At 33.8% G+C, this 26,268-nt stretch carries 13 protein-coding genes; all 13 read right to left on the reverse strand.

Going from position 1 to position 26,268, the window contains the following annotated elements:
* Positions 1-3 precede the first annotated feature (3 nt).
* Positions 4-2,511 carry an ABC transporter permease gene (locus Z054_RS0108385; protein ID WP_024769628.1) on the reverse strand — a complete coding sequence of 836 codons (2,508 nt, stop codon included), beginning with the start codon at positions 2,509-2,511 and terminating at the stop codon, positions 4-6.
* A gap of 10 nt (positions 2,512-2,521) precedes the next feature.
* Positions 2,522-4,948: an ABC transporter permease gene (locus Z054_RS0108390; RefSeq protein ID WP_024769629.1), complete on the reverse strand. Its 2,427-nt coding sequence runs from the start codon at positions 4,946-4,948 to the stop codon at positions 2,522-2,524.
* Between the two features lie 35 nt (positions 4,949-4,983).
* Positions 4,984-7,404: an ABC transporter permease gene (locus Z054_RS0108395; RefSeq protein ID WP_024769630.1), complete on the reverse strand. Its 2,421-nt coding sequence runs from the start codon at positions 7,402-7,404 to the stop codon at positions 4,984-4,986.
* A 71-nt stretch (positions 7,405-7,475) separates the two neighbouring features.
* A complete protein-coding gene (locus Z054_RS0108400) occupies positions 7,476-9,905 on the reverse strand; it encodes an ABC transporter permease (RefSeq protein WP_024769631.1) in 2,430 nt (809 codons plus the stop codon).
* Between the two features lie 48 nt (positions 9,906-9,953).
* A complete protein-coding gene (locus tag Z054_RS0108405; protein ID WP_024769632.1) occupies positions 9,954-12,332 on the reverse strand; it encodes an ABC transporter permease in 2,379 nt (792 codons plus the stop codon).
* Between the two features lie 21 nt (positions 12,333-12,353).
* Positions 12,354-14,783 carry an FtsX-like permease family protein gene (locus Z054_RS0108410; protein WP_024769633.1) on the reverse strand — a complete coding sequence of 810 codons (2,430 nt, stop codon included), beginning with the start codon at positions 14,781-14,783 and terminating at the stop codon, positions 12,354-12,356.
* Between the two features lie 23 nt (positions 14,784-14,806).
* Positions 14,807-17,242: an ABC transporter permease gene (locus tag Z054_RS0108415; protein ID WP_024769634.1), complete on the reverse strand. Its 2,436-nt coding sequence runs from the start codon at positions 17,240-17,242 to the stop codon at positions 14,807-14,809.
* 23 nt (positions 17,243-17,265) lie between these two features.
* The gene (locus tag Z054_RS0108420; protein ID WP_024769635.1) at positions 17,266-19,626 is read right to left on the reverse strand and encodes an ABC transporter permease; all 2,361 of its coding nucleotides are present in this window, start codon (positions 19,624-19,626) and stop codon (positions 17,266-17,268) included.
* A 20-nt stretch (positions 19,627-19,646) separates the two neighbouring features.
* A complete protein-coding gene (locus Z054_RS0108425; RefSeq protein ID WP_024769636.1) occupies positions 19,647-22,031 on the reverse strand; it encodes an ABC transporter permease in 2,385 nt (794 codons plus the stop codon).
* Positions 22,032-22,077: 46 nt separating this feature from the next.
* Positions 22,078-22,827: a head GIN domain-containing protein gene (locus Z054_RS0108430; protein WP_035091144.1), complete on the reverse strand. Its 750-nt coding sequence runs from the start codon at positions 22,825-22,827 to the stop codon at positions 22,078-22,080.
* Between the two features lie 33 nt (positions 22,828-22,860).
* On the reverse strand, positions 22,861-23,556 hold the full coding sequence (locus tag Z054_RS0108435) for an ABC transporter ATP-binding protein (RefSeq protein WP_024769638.1): 696 nt from the start codon (positions 23,554-23,556) through the stop codon (positions 22,861-22,863).
* A gap of 32 nt (positions 23,557-23,588) precedes the next feature.
* A complete protein-coding gene (locus Z054_RS0108440; protein WP_024769639.1) occupies positions 23,589-24,839 on the reverse strand; it encodes an efflux RND transporter periplasmic adaptor subunit in 1,251 nt (416 codons plus the stop codon).
* A gap of 1 nt (position 24,840) precedes the next feature.
* A complete protein-coding gene (locus Z054_RS0108445) occupies positions 24,841-26,145 on the reverse strand; it encodes a TolC family protein (RefSeq protein ID WP_051473710.1) in 1,305 nt (434 codons plus the stop codon).
* Positions 26,146-26,268: the final 123 nt, after the last annotated feature.

The raw sequence follows: 26,268 nt of genomic DNA on the forward strand, positions 1-26,268 counted from the left end.
ATTTTATTCTGCTCTTAAATTTTTAACTGGATTAGATGATGCTGCTTTAATCGTTTGAAAACTTACTGTTGCCAACGTAATTATAAATGCACTTATCGCTGCCACTATAAACACCCAACTATCTATTGGGGTTCTATATGCAAAATCTTTGAGCCACTCATTTACCAAAAAATAAGCTATGGGCGAAGCAAGGATAACAGAAATAAGAACCAGTTTTGTAAATTCTGAAGAGAATAAAAAAGCTAACTCTGATACCTTGGCACCTAATACTTTTCTAATACTTAATTCTTTGATACGTTGCTCTGCAGTAAAAGCAGCCAGGCCAAATAATCCAAGACAAGCTATAAGTAATGCCATAATGGTAAATACACTAAGTATGATACCCATTCTATGTTCTGATACAAAAGTGTTTTCAAAATCCTGATCCATAAAACTATATTCAAATGGCACCGAAGGATCTATCTGTGCTATATCTTCTTTAATACTTTCGATCAACATTTGAAGGTCATCAGGGTTTTTAACCACTACAGGATTAAGTCTCATCGAATAATAGGATAATCCAGCCCCATAATCCCAAACCTTATCGTTTTGATGATGGATAATGACCAATGGTGCTATTTCTTCTTGTACACTATTAATATTAAAATCTTTAACTACGCCCATGACTTCAAATTGATCTTCACTTCCAGAGGCTAAAGCCAGTATTTTTCCAATAGGGGAATCTGCATTATAAGACTCCTTATTTCCCCACCCCAAGGTTTTAACCGCTTTTTCATTTAATATTACTTTGTATTTATCTGTAGGTCGGGACGAATCAAAATTTCTCCCGGCAACAAATTCTACTCCCAATACATCGAGATAATCTTCTTCTGTTCTTACATTTCTAAGTTGAGCTACCTGGTCATTAGCTCCCAACGTTTTGTATCGGTCTCCAGACCATATATTTGGCGGAAGCCCAAATGATTTTCCGACTTTTGAGAAAGCTGGATTTGATATCAGTTTTGTTTTAAGTGCTTCGGTATCAAAACCGATCTGCTCGATATTATGAATTTGTAGAATATTATCTTTCTCGAATCCTAAATGTAAAGAGGAAGTATATGCCAATTGCTTTTGTACGAATAAAGTACAAATCACCAGAGCAATAGAAATAGTAAACTGAAAGACAACTAATCCATTTCTAATTCCTTTTCCTTTAAATTTTGTGCTTACTTTTCCTTTAAGGGTTTCTATGGGTTGAAACATTGAAAGATAAAACGCAGGGTAGCTTCCTGAGATTAAGCCCAATCCTAATATAAATAATAGTACAATTGCCAGAAATATTGGGTTCCCTAAATACGGAATCAGTTCGAGTTGCACATCTGCCATAGTGCTAAATACCCCCAAAGAAAGTTGTACGAGTATTAAGGCAAAAACAGTACCTATCAAAACGAAGAGTGTAGATTCTAAAACAAACTGTTTGATTAGTGCTTTTCGTTTGGATCCTAAAACTTTTCTCACACCTATTTCTTTTGCTCTCTTTGATGATCTTGCTGTGGAGAGGTTCATGAAATTGATACTGGATAAGATAAGTACCAGAACACCTATGGCTCCGAATATTCTAACAAACATTGGGTTTCCTGTTGGTCCAAAGGAATGAGCAGAAGGCGCTTCAGATAGGTATATTTCTCTAAGAGGTTGCAGGTATAATGTCCAGTCGTGTCCCGCAGTAAATTCTTTAAACGTTTGATTAAAAATACGTTCTGTTGTAGGCGGTGCCCATTTTGGTGGGATAGCCTGAATTTTTTCGGAAAACGCTGCTATATTTGTTCCTTCTTTCACTAATCCATAAGTCGAAAATGCTGTCCAAATCCATTTCCAACCATTCATTTGCATCATTTCGGAATGGCTTTTTAAAGAAACCAACATATCAAATTGAATATGTGATTTATAAGGAACATCATCAAGTACTCCTTTTACGGTATAGGTTTTCCAGGAGTTATCATAATCTTTTACTTCTATTGTTTTTCCTATTGGGTTTTCTGTGCCAAAATAACGTTCTGCTGTTTTTTTTGTCATCACCATACTCATAGGTTCACTAAGCGCTGTATTAGAATCACCTTGTAAAAATTTAAAAGAAAATACGTTAAAAAAGTTTTCTTCGGCAGCAAAGTATTGTTCTTCGCTATATAAACTTGCTTCTTCATTATGTTTGGATCGTACGATCTGTGTACCCGTCCTTAAAAGTCTGGTTACTTCTTCAAACTCTGGAGCATCTTCTCTTAATGCGATAGCCACATTGGGGCCTGTAGCCGAAGATATCTCATTCCAATCACCCCAAATATTAGGCTGGTTAACTCTATAAATACGATCTGCTTTGTCATGAAAAGTATCATAGGTCATTTCACTATGAATATATAATCCAATGATAAAACATGTTCCTATCCCGATACTAAGCCCAAGTATATTAAGAATAGTAAATTGTTTTTGTCGAATAGCATTTCTCCATGCTATTTTGATATAGTTTTTGATCATTACTTTTTATTTATTCAGTTCTTAAACTTTTTATAGGGTTCATTGATGCTGCCCTAAAGCTTTTCCAACCTATGGTCATAAATGCAATTAACAGCGTTAAGCAGCCTGCCAGAACAAATATCCACCACTGTATTTGAATACGATATGCAAAATCCTGAAGCCATGTATTCATGACATAAAACCCAAGAGGAAATGCTATCAAAAATGATATACATACCAGTTTCATAAAATCGGCCGAAAGCATTTTTATGATTTGAGGCACGGTAGAGCCCAACACCTTACGGATTCCGATCTCTTTAAATCGTTGTTCGGCAGTAAAGGTTACCAGACCAAATAATCCCAAACATGCTACAAAAATGGTAAGTAGAGCAAATACTCTAAGAATGGTTCCCATTTTTTGTTCTTTTAGATAGGTTTGATTGTATAATTCATCGAGTAAACCATAATTAAAAGGTTCGTTTACTTTAAAATCGTCCCACATATCTTCTGCATTAGCAATTAATCCTTCTATATCTGAAGTCTTTGCCCTGACAATTAGCCCCGAACTCGGTTCATTAATCATAATAAGAGGATCTATAGTTTTATGTAATGATTTAAAATGAAAATCTTTTACTACCCCAATCACCGAATACTGTCTTGTACCTCCCTCATTATCAATAGACATCGTTACGGCCTGACCAATCGCATTGCCAGTAAAGCCCAAAATCCGTGCAGACGTTTCATTAATAATCAAATCGGTGGTTTCTGATCCTTCTCCTTTGGCAAAATTTCTTCCAGCAATTAACTGCATTCCCATTGTCGGGATATAGTGTTCATCAATATTATACACAACAGTTCTTCTAATCGCATCAGAATCCTGACCTGGATAAATGCTTGACATATGATTATAAGACGGTCCCGCAGGGATATGACCAGACATTGTAATATTGGATACTCTGGGGTCTTTAAATAATTGTTCCTTAAATACTGCTTCATTATTTCCTAACATCCAGGAATCCCTTAATACCAATATTTGATCTTTTTCATAACCTATATCTTTATTTTGAATGAAAGACATCTGTTGATCTACCACTATGGTAGCCAAGATAAGACCCACCGATATAGTAAACTGAAAAATGACCAGTCCACTTCTTAATCCTTTACTATTACCAGTATTGGTAAATTTGCTTTTTAGAGCAGCTATTGGGGTAAATGAAGAGAGAAAAAAAGCTGGATAGCTTCCTGCCAGAAAACTAATACCGATTCCTAATAGTAACAAGTACATCAAAACCTTAGGGTCAAGAATATAAGTTACTTCTAATGTTTTTCCGGATAGGTCATTAAATAATGGTAATGAAATCATAACCAGAATTAATGCCAATACCATAGCAATCATCGTTGCGATAAAAGATTCTATCAAAAACTGTTTAATTAATTGGCTTTTTGGTGATCCAAGTACTTTTTTCACTCCTACTTCTTTAGCTCTTTTTGATGCTGCAGCGGTAGAAAGGTTCATAAAGTTTATACACCCTATTATTAATATAAATATCGCTATTGCACCAAAAATATATACTGTTTTGATGTCACCTCCAGGTTTGAGATTGGTAGCATCTGCAAAATCAGAATGAAGATGAATATCGGTCAAAGGTTGTAGAAATAGTCCAATATCATTACCTTTTCCATTAAACTCTTCGAAAGTCATCCCCATAGATTTTTTTATCTGCGGACCCATGTATTTATGAACAATTTTTGGTAATTTTTCTTCTACATTTCTATAATCCACACGTTTATCAAGAAGAAGATAACTATGGTAACCAGATTCTATCCATTTAAGTTCTTTTGCATCTGCAAATCCCTTCATAGATCCAAAAGCGTCAAAATGAAAGTGAGAATTTGCAGGAATCTCGTTAATTACTCCTGTGACCTTATAGTGTTGATCCCATTCTTTAAACTCTAATATTTTTCCCAGAGGGTTTTCATTTCCAAAATACTTTGATGCTAATTTTTGAGTAATAACAATAGTATTAGGTTCTAGTAGTGCTGTAGCAGGATCTCCTTTAATGAGTGGTAATGTAAATACCTGAAAAAAATTAGGATCTACATACGCAAACTTTTGATCTCTAAATGTGTTGTTTTTATGGGTAATCTGTGGGGTTCCGTTTGATTTAATACGAGTTGCCTGTAAAACTTCTGGAAATTCCTCTTGTAATGTATATGCAACAGGACCGGGTGTAACGGCTTCTTTTATTAATTCACCATTCATCTTGCCTTTTAGCACAACTCTAACAATCTGATCTGCTTTTTTATGGTAGCGATCATAACTTAATTCGTCTACTACAAAAAGGAATATAATAAGGGCGGTAGCAATTCCTATAGCTAGACCCAAAATATTAATTGTAAACAAGCTTTTGTGTTTCAAAAGTGTTCTCCACGCTACTTTTATATGGTTTTTTAACATATTAATTTATTTCTTGATTGATTCAGAATCATTTACTATTCATCTCTTAGTACATCAACAGGATTTCCATTGGCCGCCATAAAACTTTGCCAACTTACTGTAAGTAATGTAATACCAAGTGCCATTATTCCTGCGAGTACAAATATCCACCAGCTAAGATTTGTCTTTAACGCAAAGTTTTCTAACCAGGAATTCATCGTATACCAGGCTATGGGAATCGCAATTATAAACGCAATCCCTACCCATTTGATAAAATCAATGTTTAGTAGTTTTAGAATCTTGAAAATACTTGCTCCGTTTACTTTTCTAATCCCAATTTCTTTTTTACGCTGTACACAGGTATAAGATGTTAACCCAAATAAGCCTAACGCGGCAATAAATATTGCCAGAAGAGTAAATATCCTAAAAGCAGCACTAAATTCTTTATCATCATTATATTGGGCTTCAAACTTTTTGTCCAAAAATGTATAATCAAAAGTTCTTTGTGGCAGTATTTGCTTCCATTTTTCTTCTATCTGGGTAATCGCTTTGTTGTATCCTGAAGCAGAAGCAATAGTCTCATCAAATTTTACTAATAAATTATCACTGCTATTGCCATGTAGAATAATCATAGGATGTATCTCTTTTTTTAATCCGAAATGATGGTAATTTTCAATAACCCCAGAAATCACCCAGTCTCTTCCAAAAAAGTTTATGGTTTTATTGATAGCTTCATTTGGGTTAAAAACTTCTATTTCGCGCATACAAGCTTCATTAATTATAACAGTATTGCTATTTCCTTTGGGATTGTTTATAAAATTGTTTCCGGCAAGAAATTGAATGTCTAATACATCAAGATAATTACTGTCTGCTGCATATTTGTAAAATACTTTTTTGCTATCCTCTGTTCCGTTGGGGTATTTCAGTCCTATGAATCCTGATAAATTATGATAACCGTCCCCAGGATACGTCTGAGTTCTTGCTGTACTCTCTACAAAAGGGAATTTTTGCAGCTCTGTTTCAAGGATTTTACATTTATTTCTAGCCAGGGAATCTGATATATTGCTTAAAAATTCACCATGAAAAGAAATAGTTTGATTCAATTCTACACCGATCGGTTGTTTTTGCATAAAATCTATTTGTTTGGTAATGACTATCGTACCAATAAGCAAAACAATAGTGGCTAGAAATTGCATAACGATCAATCCTTTTCTAATATTCAATCCACTAGCAGAAGCACGTATCTTTCCTTTTAATGCTTTTGAAGGTGAATATCCGCTTAGTAAAATAGCAGGATATAGTCCTGTTAGGATCATCCCAATTACAATAAAACTAATAATAGGCAATAGCTCTATAATAGTAGAATTCTGTATAACCAATTCTTTACCTGTAACATTGTTATAGATTGAAAGCATACTTAGGGCAAGTATAATTGCTATGGCAATTGCGATACCGTTTAGAACAATCGATTCTGTTAACGATTGCAAAATAAGTTGTATACGTTGTGCCCCGGCAACCTTACGAACACCAACTTCCTTGGCACGCTCCAAGGATTTGGTGGTGGATAAATTGATATAATTAAGCCATGATAATAACAGTACTATAAAAGCTATGGTCGTTAGAAACTTTATCCTGCTGATACTACCATTAGTTTCGGCTTCATAAGGTTTATTAGAATACAGGTGGATATCTTCTAGAGGTTCTATATTGTACCTTTCATCTTCATCGTCCTCAAAGTCACTAGCAATCACTTTACTTTTCAGAAGATCCTTATCTACATTTTCATCTATTTTTAGATACGTATAAAAATTACAATGTCCCCAGTTTAATTTTTTTTCTGCATCTGATGCAAACCAGGTCGCATAAGTATCCAAAGAAATCAGGAAATTGGTTTTCATATGAGTATTTTCGGGAATATCTTTTAAAACTCCAGTTACCGTTAATAATACTTCTTCTCCTACATGAAAGCCTAATAATGTCTTTTGTATTGGGTTTTGCGCTCCAAATATTTTTTTAGCAAAAGATTCTGTAAGTACAATAGTATTGGGTTCTTTTAGCACATTTTTTTTATCTCCTTTTAAAAGGGGATAATTAAATACTTCAAAATAGGTTTCATCTGCCATGGCACCTTTGGATTCTTCAATGATTTTTCCATCATATTTAAAAGTCACCTTATCAAAACGATAAAGACGTACCTGTTCTATCACTTCAGGGAATTCTTGTTTTAAGGTAGGGCCAATAAGATTGGCGGTTTGCGCATCCGAAGCTTCAAAAACATCACCTTCCAGAGCATCCATATATACTCGGTATACATTTTCTGATCCCTCAAAAGTGTCATAGCTACGTTCATAATTCACATAAACCATAATCAAAATAAAAGAAGCAACTCCAATGGCTAATCCCAAAATATTAATAAAGGAATAGAGTTTATTCTTTAAAAGATATCTAATTGCTATTTTAAAATATAAAGTGTGCATGATATATATTTCTATTTAGATCTCGCAGGTATGTGCCACATTTGATTCAGCAACTCTGCAAGATTTTATGATTATTCTGTTCGTAAGCTTTTTAACGGTTTAATAAATGCTGCCCCGATAGATTGATAGCTTATGGTTAGAATCGCTACTGCTATTGCCAGGGTTCCTGCTACTAAAAATATTCCCCAACCAATGTTAATACGATATGCAAAATCCTCTAGCCATCGGCTCATCATATACCAACCAATAGGAATGGCAATAGCTATTGAAATTATAATCAGTTTTAAAAAATCTAATGTCAATAATTTATATATACTTTTAAAAGGAGCTCCTAAAACCAGGCGGATACTAATCTCTTTTTTACGTTGCTCTACCATAAAAGCTGAAAGAGCAAATAAACCTAAGCACGCTACAAGGATTGCAAACAAAGCAAAACTGATGAAGATTTTACCCATACGTTGTACATCTTCATGCATTTTAGAAAAATCCTGATTTAGAAAGCTATATCTAAAAGATTGATTAGGAACGCTTTCATCCCAAATCGAGGTAATTGATTTTAATACTTGATTTATATTATCTGTGCCTAAACGTACAGAAATCATCCCTGGGCTATTACTTATAGTCATTGCCAAAGGTTGAATGTCATCTTTTAAGGTTTCAAAATGAAAATCTTCTACTACCCCAATTACAGTCCAGGATTGTCTTCCATTAGTTATTTCTTTCCCTAAAGGATTCTCAAAACCAAAATCCCTAGCCATGATCTCATTAATGACTATAGCATCGGTAGAATCTGAAGCTAATTCTCTAGAAAAATCTCGTCCTTTTTTTATACGTATATCCAAAGTGTTGATGTAATCATGGTCTACTTCCCAAATTTGTGAAGGAACGGCTATTCCATCATTTTCTTTGCCTTTTTCTTTAAAGGTATTTCCGTTTCGTTTGGTTCCTTCGATAGGTAAATAATCACTAACAGAAACTTGTTTTACTTCGGATAATTTTAATAGTCGATCTTTAAAGTTTTGTGTCTTATTCCCTAAACTTTTCGTGCCTTGAACAATCAGAACCTGTTCTTTATCATAACCTAGTTTTTTGTTCAAAATATAATTCACCTGTTGGTATATGATTAGTGTTCCGATGATAAGGATAATAGATGTAGTAAATTGAAAAATAACCAGGCCACTTCTTAGTTTACCACTTTTACTACCTGTACTCAAACTTCCTTTCAATACGCTCACTGGCTTAAAAGCAGAGAGGTAAAAGGCAGGGTATAGTCCGGCTAGAATCCCAATACATAATGCCGAAAGTAATAGTATGGGTAAAAACCACCATTGCCCCCATGGTACGACCAATGCTTTTGAAGCAATTGTATTAAAATATGGGAGTAATACCCATGCCAGTAACACCCCCAAAACAAATGAGACGATACTAAACAGGACTGATTCTGTTATAAATTGAGTAATTAAATTACTCCTAAAAGCTCCCACGGTTTTTCGTAACCCCACTTCTTTAGCGCGATTCGCTGATTTGGCTGTAGATAGGTTGATAAAGTTAACACATGCCAATAGCAGAATAAATACTGCAATGGCACCAAACAACCATACAAAACGAATATCACCATGTTTTAATCCATCACTAATATCTATTGATTTTAAATGGATATCGCTTACGGGCTGTAGTTTGAATTTATAGCTTTTTAAAAAATCAACTTTATCAAGCCTGTTAGATTCTCTAGCGGTAGGGATCATATAGTCTTCAACAATGGAGAACATTTTTTGTTCTAATTCTTGTATGTTAGTATTATCATTTACCAAAATATAGGTATGATAGTTCTGCGCACCCCAGTTATGTTTTTCATAAGGATAAAAACCTCTTCCTACCATTGTCATTAGAAAGTTATACTCAAAATGTGTGTTTTCTGGTGAATCTTTCATTACACCAGTTATTTTATAAGGTTTCTCTGTATTATTATCTAAAATCAGTGTTTTGCCAATAGCATCTCCGTTAGGAAAATATTTATCAGCTTTGGCTTGAGAGATTACTATAGTTCCTGGTTGAGATAAAGCACTTTTAGTACTTCCTTGTGCAAGAGGTATTTCTAAGATTTCTAATAACTCCTGATCTGCAAAAATAAATCCATTTTCAAAAATATTTTCTGACTCCCCTTCTATTCGAAGCTCTTTGTTTCCTGTACCAAAAAGCTCACTGGTAAGAAATCTCCCTGACTTTTGTATTTCAGGAAAATCTTCTTTTAAGGCTTTGGCAAAAGGTGCCGGGTAATGAGTCCATTTAATAAGTTCGCCCTTATGTATTACTTCTGTATATACCCTATAAATTTGTTTTTCATGAACATAATGCTTGTCATAGCTTAATTCATCTTTGATAAAAAGTGCAATTAATACACATGCCATAATCCCAACAGCAAAACCTCCTATTTTGATGAAAGTAAACATCTTATCTTTTAAGATACTTCTCTGGGCAATTTTTAAATGGTTCTTAAACATAATTGTCATTTTTTGATGATGAAAACAAATAAAGTCCGAGTTAATGCTTTATTCTGTTCGCAAGCTTTTTATTGGATTCTGCAATACTGCTGAAATTATTTTGCTGCTCACCGAAAAAAGCACCACAAATAAGGCTAGTAAACCTGCCATAACTAGATAGATGAATTTGACGCCTTCATGATATGCAAAAACATGTATCACTTTATTCGCAATGAAATAAACTGTAATAAGCCCTAGTGTTGCAGCTATGCAAAATAATATCATATACTCTTTAAGCAGTATTAGAAAAATACTTTCCACATTTGCCCCCAGGACTTTTCGTATTGCTATCATTTTCTGCTGTGTTCTTAACGAAAAAGATACCAGACTATATAACCCAAGTACTGCCAATAGTATAGCCAACACCGAGAAAAAAATAAAAATATTGATCGTACCTTTTAGTGAATTCAAAAAACTACTATCAAGTTCATGATCCAAAAAACTGAACTCAATAGGGCTTTCTGGAAAATTATTATTAAAAAGTGTATTGACCAATACCCGAGCTTCTGCTCTTTTATCCGGAGCTACTTTTATGGTAACATATGAACTACCAGAACCTTCATCCATAAAAAGGATCATAGGCGGGATTTTCTTGAATGCTGTATAGTCATTAAAATCTTTTACTACACCGATTACTTTTAAACGCCCATTATCAATTTTCTTACCCAAGGCATTGTCCCATCCGAACAATTCTAAAGCAGTTTGGTTTATGATGCATGCACTTTGGATATCTGTAGCATACTCTTCAGAAAAATCTCTTCCTTCTGTTAGTGTCATTTGGTAGGTTTTCAAAAAATCATAATCTACCCTGTGCGACCTAATCACAGCCTTACCATTAGATGTATTCCCTTCCCAGTCCATACTTTGGTGACTCCCTCCACCAAATGGAGCTGAATCTGATATAGAATAATTAAGAATATTAGGGTTTTGTAGTAATTGCTCTCCTATCGTTTTAATTACCTCCCTGTCTTCAACGTTTGTAACTTCTATCTGCGATACCAATAAATCTTCTTTTACAAACCCAATATCTCGTTGCTCTATATATTTAAACTGTTCTATAATAAGTATTGAAGTAAATACCAACGGTATCACTAAAACCAATTGAAAAACAACTAGAGTTTTTCTTAAACCTGTACGCCGTTTAATAGATGAATTACCTTGAAGAAAAGAGGAGATTTTTAAGGACGTAAGAAAGAAAACAGGGTATAGACCAGCCAAAATACCTGCAAAAAGTGAACCAAGCGCAGCATATATAAAAAATGGCCAATCCTGACTAAAAACAATAGATAAATTCTTTCCGACAATTTTATTAAAGAGTGGTAGAAACAATAGTACCAGACCTATAGCAATAATAAAAGAAATAGATACCATAACCAATGATTCGGTAATAAACTGATATCTTAAATCACTTTTTGTACTACCCATAACCTTTTTGATTCCTATTTCTAATTCTCTCTTCATAACTTGGGCAGTAGATGAATTTACATAATTTAGCAAGGTGATTAAAGCAGTGAAAATTACAACTGCAAGAAAAAGATATAGTATAGTAATCTCACTTCTATTTCCCCCGCCTCCCCTTACTTTAGAAGTTTTCATATAAATATCTCTGATGGGTCTTAAACTAAGTAGTTCTTGAATTCCATCTTCTAACGTAAGGTGATTTGTTAAAAATCCTTTTACTTTTTCTGATACCTTGTCAATTTCTGCATTATTGTCTAATTGAACATAAACAGATGCATTATTTACACCCCACCCAGCATCGAGTTTATTTTTTGTAATAGTCTCATACGAGCTAAAAGAAAGTAGATAATCAACCCTTAAATGAGAATTATCAGGATAGTCAGCAAATATGCCAGTAACTACACAATCATATTTTTTATCAATACGTACTGTTTTTCCTATACTATTATTATCAGGAGAAAGTTTTTTGGCTAATGATTCTGAAAGCACTATACTCATTGGATTTTCTAGTGAGCTGTGTTGATCACCTTCAACGAACTTTAGGCTAAAAAGTTTTAAAAACTCATTATCTGCAAATAGTCCATTCTTCTCATGATACATTGCATCATTAACACTTAGATAGTTTGCGGTAGTTCTTATACTTGTGGCATTAGTAATTTCTGGAATAGAGTTTTGTAATTCATCTGATAATGAGTACGGTGTATTATCCCAAATATCACTTTGGATATCACTAACATATGTTCTTTCTACACTAAAAACCCTATCATAATCAGTATGAAATACATCATAACTATTTTCATAATTGATATAAAAAAGCATGAAAATCACAGCCGATAAACCTATGGTAAGTCCACCGATATTTACGGCCGAATATCCTTTGTTTCTTTTTAGATTTCGCCAAGCGATTTTGATATAGTTTTTAAACATAACTATCGTTTTTTTGATTATTTATTCTGTTCGCAAACTTTTTACCGGGTTAGCGGTTGCTGCTTTAAATGCCTGTACGCATACAGTTAATATTGTAATACCCATAGTAATAGCGCCAGCTAAGGCAAAAACCCACCAACTAATCGAAATTCTGTATGCAAAACCCTGTAACCAGTCTTCCATATAGTAATATGCAAGAGGAGTAGCTATAAGTAAAGCTATGAGTACCAGTTTTACAAAATCTTTGGTAAGCATATTGATCACAGTTCCTACGCTGGCACCTAATACTTTTCGAATTCCTATTTCTTTTTTCTTCTGCTCTGCCATAAAAGAAATCAATCCAAATAAACCTAAACAACTAATTAAAATAGCCAAGCAAGTAAATACAATTGATATTCGACTTAGTCTTTTTTCTTCAACAAATAATTTTCCAACTTCTTTATCAACAAAAGTGTATACAAAGGGTGTACTAGGGTTTATTGATGTCCAGCTACGATCAAGATTAGCTAGCAAGGTTTTAAAATCTGTAGTTTCTGTTTTAACGATAAGCCATCCTGGTTCATTATCATTGAAAAGCATGATAGGAGCTATTGATTCTTTTAGAGAGGCAAAATGGTAATCGGCTACAACTCCTACAATCTCATATACCGAAGTTTCTCCTTCATACGTTTGTATCAATTTAGAACTTAATGCATTATCTATATCAATATTAAAAGCATCAATAGTAGCTTTATTAACGATAACCTGAGTACTATCATTAGTACGTAAATCACGACCAACAAGCAGAGGTGTTCCTACAGTTTCAAAATAATTATCACTAACACCATTGTATTTAACCAATGTCTGATTTACAGGGTTTTCTCCTGGGAGATGTAGTCCTAAATCATTCATTATATATTCTGATGGATAGTGATTACTACCTGCAACATCGGTAACTCCCGATACTGTTGATACTTGAGATCGTAATGCATCAAATTTTCCTATCGCTTCATCGGTTCCTAAACGAATTGCAATAAGATTTTCTTTATCAAATCCCATATCTTTGGTTTGTGAATACTCTACTTGCTTATTCACTATTATTACTGCTGCTATTAAGGCAATAGATACAATAAACTGAAAGACAACTAATGCTTTACGGAAGTTTCCACTCCCACTTGATACATTAATAGTGCCTTTAAGTACCTTAACCGGTTTGATAGCAGATAAGATCAAAGCTGGATATGCTCCAGCGAATAACCCGCTAAGTATACTTAATGCCAGTAAAGGCATTAAAATTTTCAAATCAAATAAAGCAGTATAGTCTATATTTCCCTTGGTAAGTATATTCACAAAAGGTAATACTAAAGCTGTAATAGGAATACTTACCACCAAAGCAAATAGAGATAGTAATATTGATTCTCCTAAAAATTGACGTATTAGGGATCCTCTATTTGCACCTACTGCTTTTCTCACCCCAATTTCTTTGGCACGTTTATTTGCCCGTGCCGTACTAAGATTAATGAAGTTAATACATGCTACTACCTGGATAAATAGAGCAAGAATAAGTAGTAAATATAGATATTGAATATTCGAAACGGTATCAATCTGATTAGAGATCCCCTTAGAGTAAAGGTGAATATCTTTAACCTTTTGCAATAGTAAGGCTTTATCAAAACCTACTGCTGCCAAATTTTGTGCACCACGATTTTGCAAAAATGCAGGTAATTTTTCTTGCAGTTGCTTCTCATTAGACCCAGGAAGAAGTTTTACATAACTATGTACAAAATTCTGGGTTGCAAAATTTTGTTCATTTCTTACAAACTCTCCCAATCCAGGAGAATTCATGCTTAAAATATAATTTGGATTAAGGTGAGATTTTGCAGAATTATCCTCAAAAACTCCTGTTATAGTCAAAATTAATTCATTCTCACCACTGCCTAAAACCAGATTTTTGTGTAAGGCTTCTCCAGCTCCGAATAATTTTTTGGCTAATGTAGAAGAAAGGACAACAGTATTAGGGTCTGTTAGTGCACCTGTAGCATTACCCTCTTTAAAAGAATAGCCAAATAGGTTAAAAAAAGTAGGATCTGCCAAATAACCACGAGACTCATAATAGCTTTCTTTACTATCCTGAACTCTCAATAACGCATCATTACCCTCACCAAAATATACTATACGACAAGCTTCTGTTACTTCTGGAAAATCTTCTTTTAAGGCAAAAGCTATGGGAGGAGAACTTGTAGCTGCATTAAAATCAGCACCACCATTACCGTTACCAGTAATTACAGTTCTTATTCTATAAAGAGATTCAGCATCTTCATGATGTGTATCATAACCCAATTGAGCAAATACATATACTATTATACTTAAACAGCAAACAGTACCCACAGTTAAACCCAGTAGGTTTATACATGTCTGAAGTTTATTTTTTGTGAGATTTCTCCAAGCTATTTTTAAATGATTTTTTAGCATAACTGTCGTTTTTTGATGATGATTTATTCTGTTCGTAAACTTTTTACCGGGTTGGCAATTGCTGCTTTAATACTTTGATAGCTCACAGTCAATATCGAAATCCCAACGGCGAGAAAAGCTGCAAGGATCAATACCCACCAACTAATTTCTATTCGGTATGAAAAATCTTCTAACCATTTACTCATAGCAAACCATCCTAATGGTAGAGATACCAATATTGCTATCCCAACGAGTTTAAGAAAATCAATGGTAAGTCTATATGTAATCTGACTTACACTCGCTCCCATCACCTTTCTAACACCTATCTCCTTGGTTCGTTTTTCTGCATTAAATGCAGCCAGGCCAAATAACCCAAGGCAAGCAATTAGGATCGATAGAATGGTAAATATGATAAAAATTCGCCCTAATCGTTGTTCTGCCTGATAGGTGGTATTGAAAGATTCGTCCATGAAATAGTAATCGAAAGGCTGACCTGGAGATATTCTATTCCAGATAGTTTCAATTTGCGCTATAGTATTAGAGAAATCTCCGGCATTAAGCTTTACTGCCATTGATCCAAGACTATTGTTCAACGAAAGACTCAACGCATCAATATCTCTTCTTAAAGATTCATAATGAAAATCCTTAACAACTCCCACTACAGTTCTAAATATAACATCACCTCCATCATAATCCGATGATAATCGCATACCAAGTGCTTCTTCTGGTCTTACTCCTAAGATAGCTACAGCAGATTCGTTCAAGATCATAGCTGTTGAATCTGTACTAAATTGTCGATTAAAATCACGTCCTGCAATGATTTCTAAATTTAGAGTTGATACATAATCAAAATCAACATCCCAATCATTCATATTGATTGCTTTTTCATGATCATCTTTTAACCCTTCTCTATAAAATGTACTATTACTTCGAAATGAAGGTGTTGGTAAAAAGCCACTTACCGATGTCTTTTTTACCTGAGCTAATTGCTGTACTTCTTCTTTAAAAGATGCTATTTTGTTTTCGGCAGCATACACATCATTTATAATTAAAACCTGATCTTTTATAAATCCCAAATCCTTGTTTTGAATAAATTTTAATTGTTGAAAAACAACTAGAGTACTTATAATCAAAAACACAGAAATAGCAAACTGAAAAACAACCAAGGAATTTCTGATTTTTCCTCCTCCAATACCATTTTCGGTTATACCTTTCAATGCTTGGATAGGCTTGAATTTTGACATAAAGAATGCAGGATAACTACCCGAAAAAAGACTTAATAATAGTACCGAAGCCACCAAAATTAACCAGAAAAAAGGATTGGTAAATGGTATGGAAATTTCTTTTCCCGCAAGTTCATTAAAAAAAGGAACTGCAATTGAAGCCGCTATAATGGCTAGTACTAATGACATAAAAGAAATCAAACCAGATTCTATCAAAAACTGTCTGATAAGCTCTGATTTATTAGAACCTAATGTTTTACGAACCCCTACTTCTTTTGCCCTCTTAAGAGAGTGCGCAGTGGATAGGTTCATGAAATTAACACTTGCCAGAATGATCAAAAATAATGCGATAAAAGAAAGAATATAAACGTTTTGAATATCGCCATTTGCACTTAATTCTGGATATCTACTAGAATATAGATGAATATCTGTTAAGGCTATAGTACTAAAATTAAGATAATTCCCAGAAGCCAAAAATTGTTCTTCTGTTATCCCTGGTGCATACTTTTGTACTCCAGGAATTACATAATCTCTTAATGCAGATTCTAAAAAAGTATCAAAATCTTTGATATCTGCTCCCGATCTCAGTTTAATAAAAGTTGGATAATTATGGTTTCCCCATTCGGTAGAGGCAGCATCTTCATTTCCTGCCATTGCAATAAAAACATTGTGGTTTCTAATGAAAGAGTTCTTTGGCATATCATCTATAACACCTACTACTGTATATGTATCCCTATTATCTAATATCACATTTTGCCCTAAAGCTTCATTTATCCCAAAGTGTTTTTCTGCTGCTGTTTTGGTTAGGATCAAAGTATTAGGTTCTTTTAGGGCTGTCTTGGGGTTTCCTACCAACAGATCAAGGCCAAACATCTCGAAAAAAGTTGTATCTACATAAGCTGCTCCAACTTCTTTTACATTTAACTGGGTATCACTTTTTCTTACAAACATACTCCCCAAATTCCTAAATCGGGTGGCCAGTTCTACTTGTGGATAATCTCTTTTCATGGCTTCGGCCATAGGAGCAGATACTTCTGCATATTCTTCGGCATTTCCTCCAAATTTTACATCAACATTTATCCTATAAATACGATCAGCATCTGCAAACATCTTATCAAAACTCAATTCATCGTAGATATACAATGAAATCAGTAGTCCTCCTACCATACCAATAGCAAGACCAAATGTATTTAGGAAAGTAAAAAAAGGTTGCTTTTTTAGACTTCTCCAGGCTATTTTTAAGTGATTTTTTAGCATAACTGTGGTTTTTTGATGATGATTTATTCTGTTCGCAAGCTTTTGATTGGATTGGTTGTCGCGGCTTTAATAGCTTGATAGCTCACCGTTACAAATGCTATTACAAGAGCTAAAATTCCGGCTAAAACAAATGTCTGCCACGAGATGTTTACTCTGTAGTCAAAACCCTCTAACCAATCATTTATGAAATACCAGGAAATAGGTACAGCCAAAACGATAGAAACTAAAACTAGTTTTATGAAATCTAATGAAAGAAGTGTAGTGATACTTCTAACTGATGCTCCTAAAACTTTACGAATTCCGATCTCTTTAATTCTGTTTTCTGCCATATAACTGGCAAGACCAAATAAGCCTAAGCAAGAAATGAAAATAGTGAGTAATGTAAACATACTTACAAGCTGACCTGTTCTTTTCTCGCTATTGAACTTTTTAGCATATTGCTGGTCTACAAATTCGTATTCAAAAGGGTATTCTGGATTGTACTTCTTAAAAATAGTTTCTACCATAGCAAGACTTTCTGAGGTACTGCTAGTTTTATTCAGTTTTATATGCATTACACTAAACCCAGCCTTAGTCCCTTCTATAACCATTGGTTGAATCTTTTGAAAAGGAGATTGCAATACAAAATCTTTTACAACCCCTACAATGTGCCATTCTATTCCATTATCCTTAACAATCTGACCAATAGGTTCATCAAAATTCATAAGTGCTACTGCAGATTCATTAATGAGTGCTGCGGTAGAATCTGTTGGATACTTATGTAAATCAAAGTCACGCCCAATAACAAGTTCAATTCCTAAAGTTTCCTGAATATTCTCATCTGATGAGAATCTTTGAACAAGAGTCTTGTTTTCTTCATTTTTCCCCTTCCATTCAAAATTCCAGCTATTACTCCAACCCTCTGTCACAGGTGAACTAGTTCTTGTGATAGAAGTAACAGCATTGGATGCAAGAAGTTCTTCTTTTATAAGAGAATAATTTTTTTCTGTATCACCTTGTATTACCGAGTAAATCAGATTGTTTTTTGCATAACCCATTTGCCTGTCTTGAACTTTTTTCAGCTGTTGTGAAACAATAATACTAGAGGTGATTAGTATAATGGCAGCAGAAAATTGAAGAATTACTAAAATTTTTCTTGGAGTAACGGCTGTATTTGACTTTATAAAAGTCCCTTTTAATACTGTAGAAGGCATAAATCCAGAAAGAAACAATGCGGGATAACTACCTGCCAAAAGGCCTGTAAAACATATTACTCCTAAAGTCGATCCCCAGAACCAAATATTAGTCAAATCTAATGATAATGGCTTTTCTACTAATGTGCTAAAGGTGGGCAATACAACCAAAACCAATATGAACGCTAATACTGCTGCAATGAATGATATCAGTACAGACTCTCCCAAAAACTGACATACAAGAGTTAATCTTCTTGCTCCAACTACTTTACGTACCCCTACTTCTTTTGCTCGTTTTTCGCTGCGTGCTGTACTCAGGTTCATAAAGTTGATACATGCTATTATCAAAATAATAATAGCTATGATACCAAACATTCGAATTATATCGATTCTACCCCCTATCTCTTCACCATTTTCGAAATTTGAATACAACCAGGAACGTGTAAATGGGTATAAATAAGTGACCATTTCTGGAGAATCTTTATCATATTTTTTTCTCAAATTTTTTATCTTTTTTGAGAATAAGGTGTAATCCACTCCTTTTTTAAGCATCACATAGGTAGCTACAGAATTATTACCCCAATATTTATCGTCTGAGCCACGTTGTTTTAAATAAGCCCAAGGCATTAAAAAATCAAATTCAAAGGCTGTATTTGAAGGTAAATCCTTTAGAATACCTGTAACCATAAAACTATCAGCATTATCTACCTTAACCGTTTTACCTACTGCTTGCTCATCACCAAATACTTTTTTGGCAAAAGATTCGGTAATAATCACAGAATTAACATCATCCAAAACGGTTTCTATACTACCCTCTAATAGTGGAAAACTAAATATCTTTAAAAAATCAGGATCAACAATTTTACCTATGCCGTTTATTCTTTTATTACCTTTTGCAAATAAAAATTCAGAATCCCAATTTACTCTTGTAATATGTTCTACTTCGGGATAATCTTTTTCTATGACAGATGCCATAATTTTAGGAGTAGAATTCCAAGTCCATATTTCACCATCTACCGGATATTGATTATACACCTGATAAGTACGGTCTTTATTATCATGAAATTGATCAATACCAATTTCAAAATTAATCCAGATTACAATGAGTGCGGTAACAGCCAAACCTATGGATAGTCCAACAATATTCAATACCGAGAAACTCTTATTTCTGAGTAAATTTCGCCAAGCGATTTTTAGATAGTTTTTTAACATACCTGTCGTTTTTTGATGATTTATTCTGTTCGCAAGCTTTTTATCGGATTGGCTGTTGCGGCTTTAATAGCCTGATAGCTTATTGTAACTAAAGTGATAACTAGTAATCCTGCTATTGATAAGACAAATACCCCCCAATTTATTTCTATACGATATGTATAGTTTTGTAGCCAATTATTCATGAAATACCATGCTAAAGGAGAAGCAATTGCCCCGGCAATTAAAATAAGTTTAAAAAAATCTTGTGTAACCAATAACAAAATATCGCTTACATTTCCTCCTAATACTTTTCTAATCCCTATTTCTCTTGTTTTTTGTGCCACGAAAAAGGAAATCAATCCATAAAGTCCCAGGCAACTAATAAAAATAGCTAATCCTGAAAATAATTTTGACATTAGTAAAAAGCGTTGTTCTTCCTGATATTGTTGGGCTACACGCTCATCCATAAAATCAAACTCATAGATATATTTTGGAAAAATCTCTTTCCAAAGCCTTTCAATTCCTTCTAAAGTAGTTTTAGCATTTTGGCTATAAACTTTAATTGCTAATTCGTTATATGCATTAGATTGTGGAGCAATGAATATAGGGTTCTTTGTTTCATGAAAATTCTTATCATGAAAATCGGCAACTACTCCTACAATTGATGCTTTAATTGTAGCCCCATTAAACTCTACTTGCTTACCTATTAATTCTTGGGAATTTGCAAGACCTAATTTCTGAGCAAGTTTTTCGTTTACCACGACTTCTGAGATCGAATCAGTGCGGTAAAAATTACGCCCAGCAACCAGTTTAAGATTAAATGTATTAAGGTAATCTTTATCCGCTAATTTTGCTGAAATCGAGAATTCTTCAAGTTCAGGTCTATTATTATATCGTACTCCTGTACCCCAATAATTACTTGAGGCTCCGGGACTCGTTAAACAAGCCGTATTATTTTTTACCCCAGAAAGATTATTGATTCGTTCTTTTAAACCTTCTAATTTTACGGTTTCTATATCTTCAGGAATTTCTACAATTACTATTGATTCTGTATCAAAGCCTAAATCTGCATTTACTGCATAGTTAATTTGTTCTCTGATAATAATTGTTGCGACAATAAATATGATAGAAATTGCAAACTGAGAAGTCACCAATACTTTTCGAGTTAATTTTCCACCAGTATCTTTCTGGGTAAGTTTTCCTTTTAACGCCAAAGTTGGAAGGATACGTGCCAGTATAATTCCGGGATAACTGCCTGCAAAAATTGAAACACCTATCAGCAACATCAATACAAATCCAACTACTTTAACATTAAGTAAAGAGGATATAGAAAGATCTAATTCAAAAAGTTCATTAAATGCTGGCAATACCAATATAGCAAATACTAAACCTAGTATCATCGCAAAAAAACTGATAATAAATGTCTCTGAAATGAATTGCCAAAAAAGATGTTGTCTGAAACTTCCCAGTACTTTTCTAATCCCTATTTCCTTAGAACGAGTAAAGGCTTGCGCTGTAGAAATATTGATAAAATTAATGCAAGCTACTGCGATGATAAAAAACCCTATTAACCCAAAAATCCAAAGTAAACTTACGTTGATTCCTCCATATTTATTATTAAAATGGATGTCACTTAATGCTTGTAGTTTGTAGCGATGTACATTTTTACTTTTAGGACGATGTTTTGATACCAATGAGATCAATGTATTTTCGATCTCAGCAATATTCTGATTAGGACGAAGTAACACAAAACATTTTAATGCATCACTAATTCCTCCCCAGGAATTACTGGATAAAAAGTTATCATAACTCTTTAAAGTTTTAAATGAAGGAAAGATTGTTCCTTGAATTACCGTTGTTTTTGGCAATTCTTTTAATATCCCTATTACTTGAATAGTTTCTTCATTTTCTAAAACAAATGTTTTCCCCAAAGCACTTTCGTTACCAAACATTTTTTTAGAAAAGCTTTCAGTGATATAAGCTGTATTTGGTTCTTCCAGCGTATGATCTCCTAATTTTTCGACTAATGGGAAATTTAATATCTCGAAAAAATCAGATTGAGCAAAAACTATATCTTCGTGAAAACTCTGATTGGATCTATGATCTGTACCATTAACCTGCCAATGCTCTCTTATCGTTATTTTGGAAACTTTTTCTGCATAATCATAATCTGTTTCAAAACTACCGGCAAAACCAGGAGGCACACTTGACTCATAATCAACATCATCTCGATGCTCTTCAGTTACTACTCTGTAAATTCGATCTGAATTGTTATGAAAATTATCATATTGAAGGTGGTGGGTTACAAATAAAAAAATTAAAATAGCACATCCAAAACCAAGGGTCAATCCCAAAATATTGATAGAGGTAAATACTTTTCGTTTACGAAGAGTTCTCCAGGCAATTTTTAAATGATTTTTAAACATAACTGTCGTTTTTTGATTTTCAGGATTTGATTAGAATGATGAATTCTTAGTTCATTTTTTGAATGATTGCTTCTCCTAAAATTATTCCTTTATTTATAGAGGGGTTTCCGTTATAAGCCACAGTTGCCTCTCCGTAAGCAGTAACTTTTAAATGATCTGAAACTCTTACTCTAAAATTACTTTCGCCATATGCAGTGATCTTAGTATTTTCATTATTCATTCCCAAAGTATTTACCTCTCCTTCACCATACACTGTATATTTTTGATCGTTTACACTACCCTCTTTAATTTCCAGGTAACTTTCTCCATAAATAGAAACACGTAATGAGTTTACTTTTACTGAATTCATTGTCATTTTAGATTCTCCATAGATTTTTAATCTAAAATCATCTCTTTCTATTGGACTTTTACATTCAATAATTTCTTCTCCTCGTATTGAAAGTTCTCTGAGCTGGGTATATGTTATGACAGCAGTTACCATGGTTCCTTTATAAATAGGTTTCTTTCTTTCCCACCCATTTTCGTTTGTTTTCACTGTTTTGGTTGTTGTTTTAGCTCCATCCAAATACATACGAAGTGTGTTTCCTGAAACTTCGATATTGATCTTTTCTTGCGGCAAACGTGCATTTTTGATCATAACGTTTTCTTTCTCTCCCTGAACAAAGGTTACTTGGATATGCGGACTTATAATTACTTTATCAAAGTGTTTTACGGCAATAGTTTCTGATTGACCTTGACATAGATTGATACAAAAAAATAATATTGCGATTGCTAAGTGGTACAAATATTTTATCATGACTTTAATTTTAATAAGTTTATTTGATGCGTATTACACATTGACCTTGAAAGGCTTATTTTGGCTTTCGGTCACAATTTGTCCATCAAACAGATTAATAACCCTGTGAGCATAATGAGAATCTCTGTCTGAGTGTGTTACCATAACAATGGTAGTTCCTTCCTGGTTAAGTTCGGTAAGTAAGTTCATCACTTCGATACCATTTTTAGAGTCCAGATTTCCTGTTGGCTCATCTGCCAGAATTAACTTAGCATTAGTTACTACAGCTCTGGCAATAGCTACTCGCTGTTGTTGTCCTCCTGATAATTGCTGTGGGAAATGCTTTTCGCGATGTGCGATTTTCATTCGCTCCAGCACCTGTCTTACTTTTTGCTCCCGCTCGCTCTTTTTTATATTAAGGTAAATCAGAGGAAGCTCTACGTTTTCAAAAACGGTAAGTTCATCAATCAAATTAAAGCTCTGAAATACAAATCCAAGATTTCCTTTTCTAATTTTGGTACGTTGATTTTCTTTTAATCCGCCTACTTCATGACCGTTAAAGTGATAATACCCTTCATTAGGATTATCCAACATACCAATGATGTTGAGTAAAGTAGATTTCCCACAACCCGATGGTCCCATTATGGCCACAAATTCTCCTGCTTCAACTTTTAGATTTACATTATTTAATGCCAGAGTTTCGACTTCCTCGGTTCTAAAACTCTTTTTTATGTTCTCTATCTGTATCATTTTTTGATTGATTTTTATTTTCTAAATGCTATTTATTTTAAAATTATTTTTTCGGCGTCTCCAAAACTATCATAGTTTGAAGTAATTACTTTTTCTCCTGCTTCTAATCCTTCTAGTAACTCATAATATCTTGAGTTTTGTTTTCCTATACGTATGGCTCTTTTCCATGCTACTTCACCCGAAGCATCTACAACAAAAATCCATTGACCTCCTGTACTCTGGAAAAAACTTCCCCGAGGTAGTAAAAGTGCATCATTTGATGCTCCTAGCTGCAGTTTTATATTATAGCTCTGCCCAGTTCGTATGGTTTCGGGTTTTTGATCTGCAAAAACCAGATCTACTTTAAACTTCCCGTTACGTACTTCGGGATATACTTTACGAAGACGAAGTTGATACTCTGTACCATTACGATCCAACACTGCAACCAAATCTCTTTTTACCCTATCGATATAATGTTCGTCTATTGTTGCTTCTATTTTATAATCTGTTAAAACATTTATCTGCCCTATTCGTTGTCCTTGTCTTATATTTTGCCCTATTTCTGCATCCAGAAATCCTAATTGACCATCGGCTGGAGCCCTTACATTTAAATGATCCAGACGTTCATACACCATAGAAAGTGTTTTTTGCATACGCTCCAGATCGGTATCTAATCCCGACAAAGAAGTAGCTCGAAGGGATTTATCTTGTTCTGTTTGTAGTTTAATTATTTCATGTCGTTTTTTGGATAGCTCATAGTTTTCTTTTGAAATTAAATATTCTTCCCGAGAAATCAATTCATCTTCAAAGAGAGCCTTACTCTGTTCATAATTTCGCTTCAATTTTTGTAATTCATATTCTGAACTCACTAAGTCTTTTTGACCTTCTACTTGTCTAGAATCAAAAGTCAACTTTGTCGAACGAAGGTCATTCTGTTTCAGAGCTAAATTACTTTCACTCGCCAAAATCTGTTCATAAAGAGCACTGTTTTCAAGCTTTAATATAATATCTCCTTTTTTTACCATCGCTCCTTCTTCAATAAGCTTTTCTGTTACTCTACCTCCTTCATAAGCATCCATGTAAATTGTACTTATTGGAGCTACTGCACCATTAATGGTAATATAATCATCAAATTTCCCAAAAGAAACTTCTGCTATCGACAATTTTTCTTTTTCTGTTCTAAATGTAGCTGCCGAATTTCCGGATACCATTTTCCAACCTACAAAAAACAACACTATACCTATAACAATGTATCCATAATGTTTAGGTCTTAATCCTTTTTTCTTTTCAATTTTTATATCCATTTTATTGTGCTCTATTTATATTAAAAACAGGTAATCCGTTATAAAAATCCAATGTACTTTCATTTACTTTTAAACGTAATTGCACCTGTAGGTTTTCGTTTTGTGAGTTCGCTAATAAGTTTTTAGATTGGTTGAGTTCTATAGCACTTATCAATCCTTTTTCATATTTCTTTTGTGCTATCTCAAAAGTTAAAACCTGTGCTTTCATTTTTTGTGAACTCTGTAGGTATTCTGTACGTAATGCATCTCCCTCTTGAACAAGTTGTTGAATCAATTTAAACATTTCTTGTTTTTGAATATCAAAATTATTGTCTGCCCTCATCATTTCTACCTTTTGTTGTTTTACACGCGAACGATTTGACCATCCGTTGCTGATAGGAATGCTAAGCGAAACTCCAACATATTTTGAGACATTATCCTTAATCTGGTTTTTAAAAGAGATAACTTCTCCTGTATTTTCATTGACATTAGTTTCATAATATCCCGTTTGATACCCAGCAAAAAAAGACAGAGAGGGGTACAAGCCCCCTCTGGCTATGGCTAATCGCTTTTTGGCTGCTTTTGCTTTTAACTCCTGTGCTTTTATGATAGGAACAAAAGTTGTGGCATTACTGTAAATAGAATCTTTATTTGCTCGAAGAATGTCTACATTCTCATCAGCTTCTATAAGAGAAGATTGAATAGAAATAGTAGTGACATCTTCTAAGTTCATTTCTTGTATAAGTTTAAGTTTTGCCGCTGCTACATTATTCTCATTTTGAGTAACCAATAATTGATCAGCTAATAAAGCAGATTCTGCTTCATACAAATCAGCTTTTGCTTTTTGGCCAAGTTCTACTTGTCTTTTTACAAGTTTATAATTAGTATCAGATACCCCTTCTTGTTCTTTAGAAATGGTTAAAAGCCCTTCCATAAACTGAATATCATAAAAAGCAGACATCACTCTAAATGCTAATAGATATTTTTGATGCAGCACTTCTTCATTTGCTGCTTTATGCAAAAACTTCGAAGCTTTTATCGTATTTAATTTTTGAAAACCTCTAAACAAATCAATCTCTGCATTCAACCTATAATTATTTGAGAAAAAATCCGTGTTTACAATATTGTTATTATTAGGATCTACCGATCTTCCATATCTAATATTATAGTCTGAAAATGCATTAATATTTGGCAACAAATTTCTTACCGACTGCCGATATGTTTCTTTGTTAGCATCTTGGTTGTATTTAAAATCCTTGAGCTGTAGATTATGGCCTACAGCATAGGCTACACAATCATCTAATGACCATGATTCTTGAGAATACATCGTATTTGATATCAAGATCAAGAGAAAATATAAGATTTTGTTTTTAGAATTTATCATTTATTAAACACTTAAATAATATTTTGATACCAAACCCTAACCTAATCTCATGCCAAAAACATAAAC

Source organism: Aquimarina macrocephali JAMB N27 (genome assembly GCF_000520995.1).
In the GTDB taxonomy this organism is placed as follows: domain Bacteria; phylum Bacteroidota; class Bacteroidia; order Flavobacteriales; family Flavobacteriaceae; genus Aquimarina; species Aquimarina macrocephali.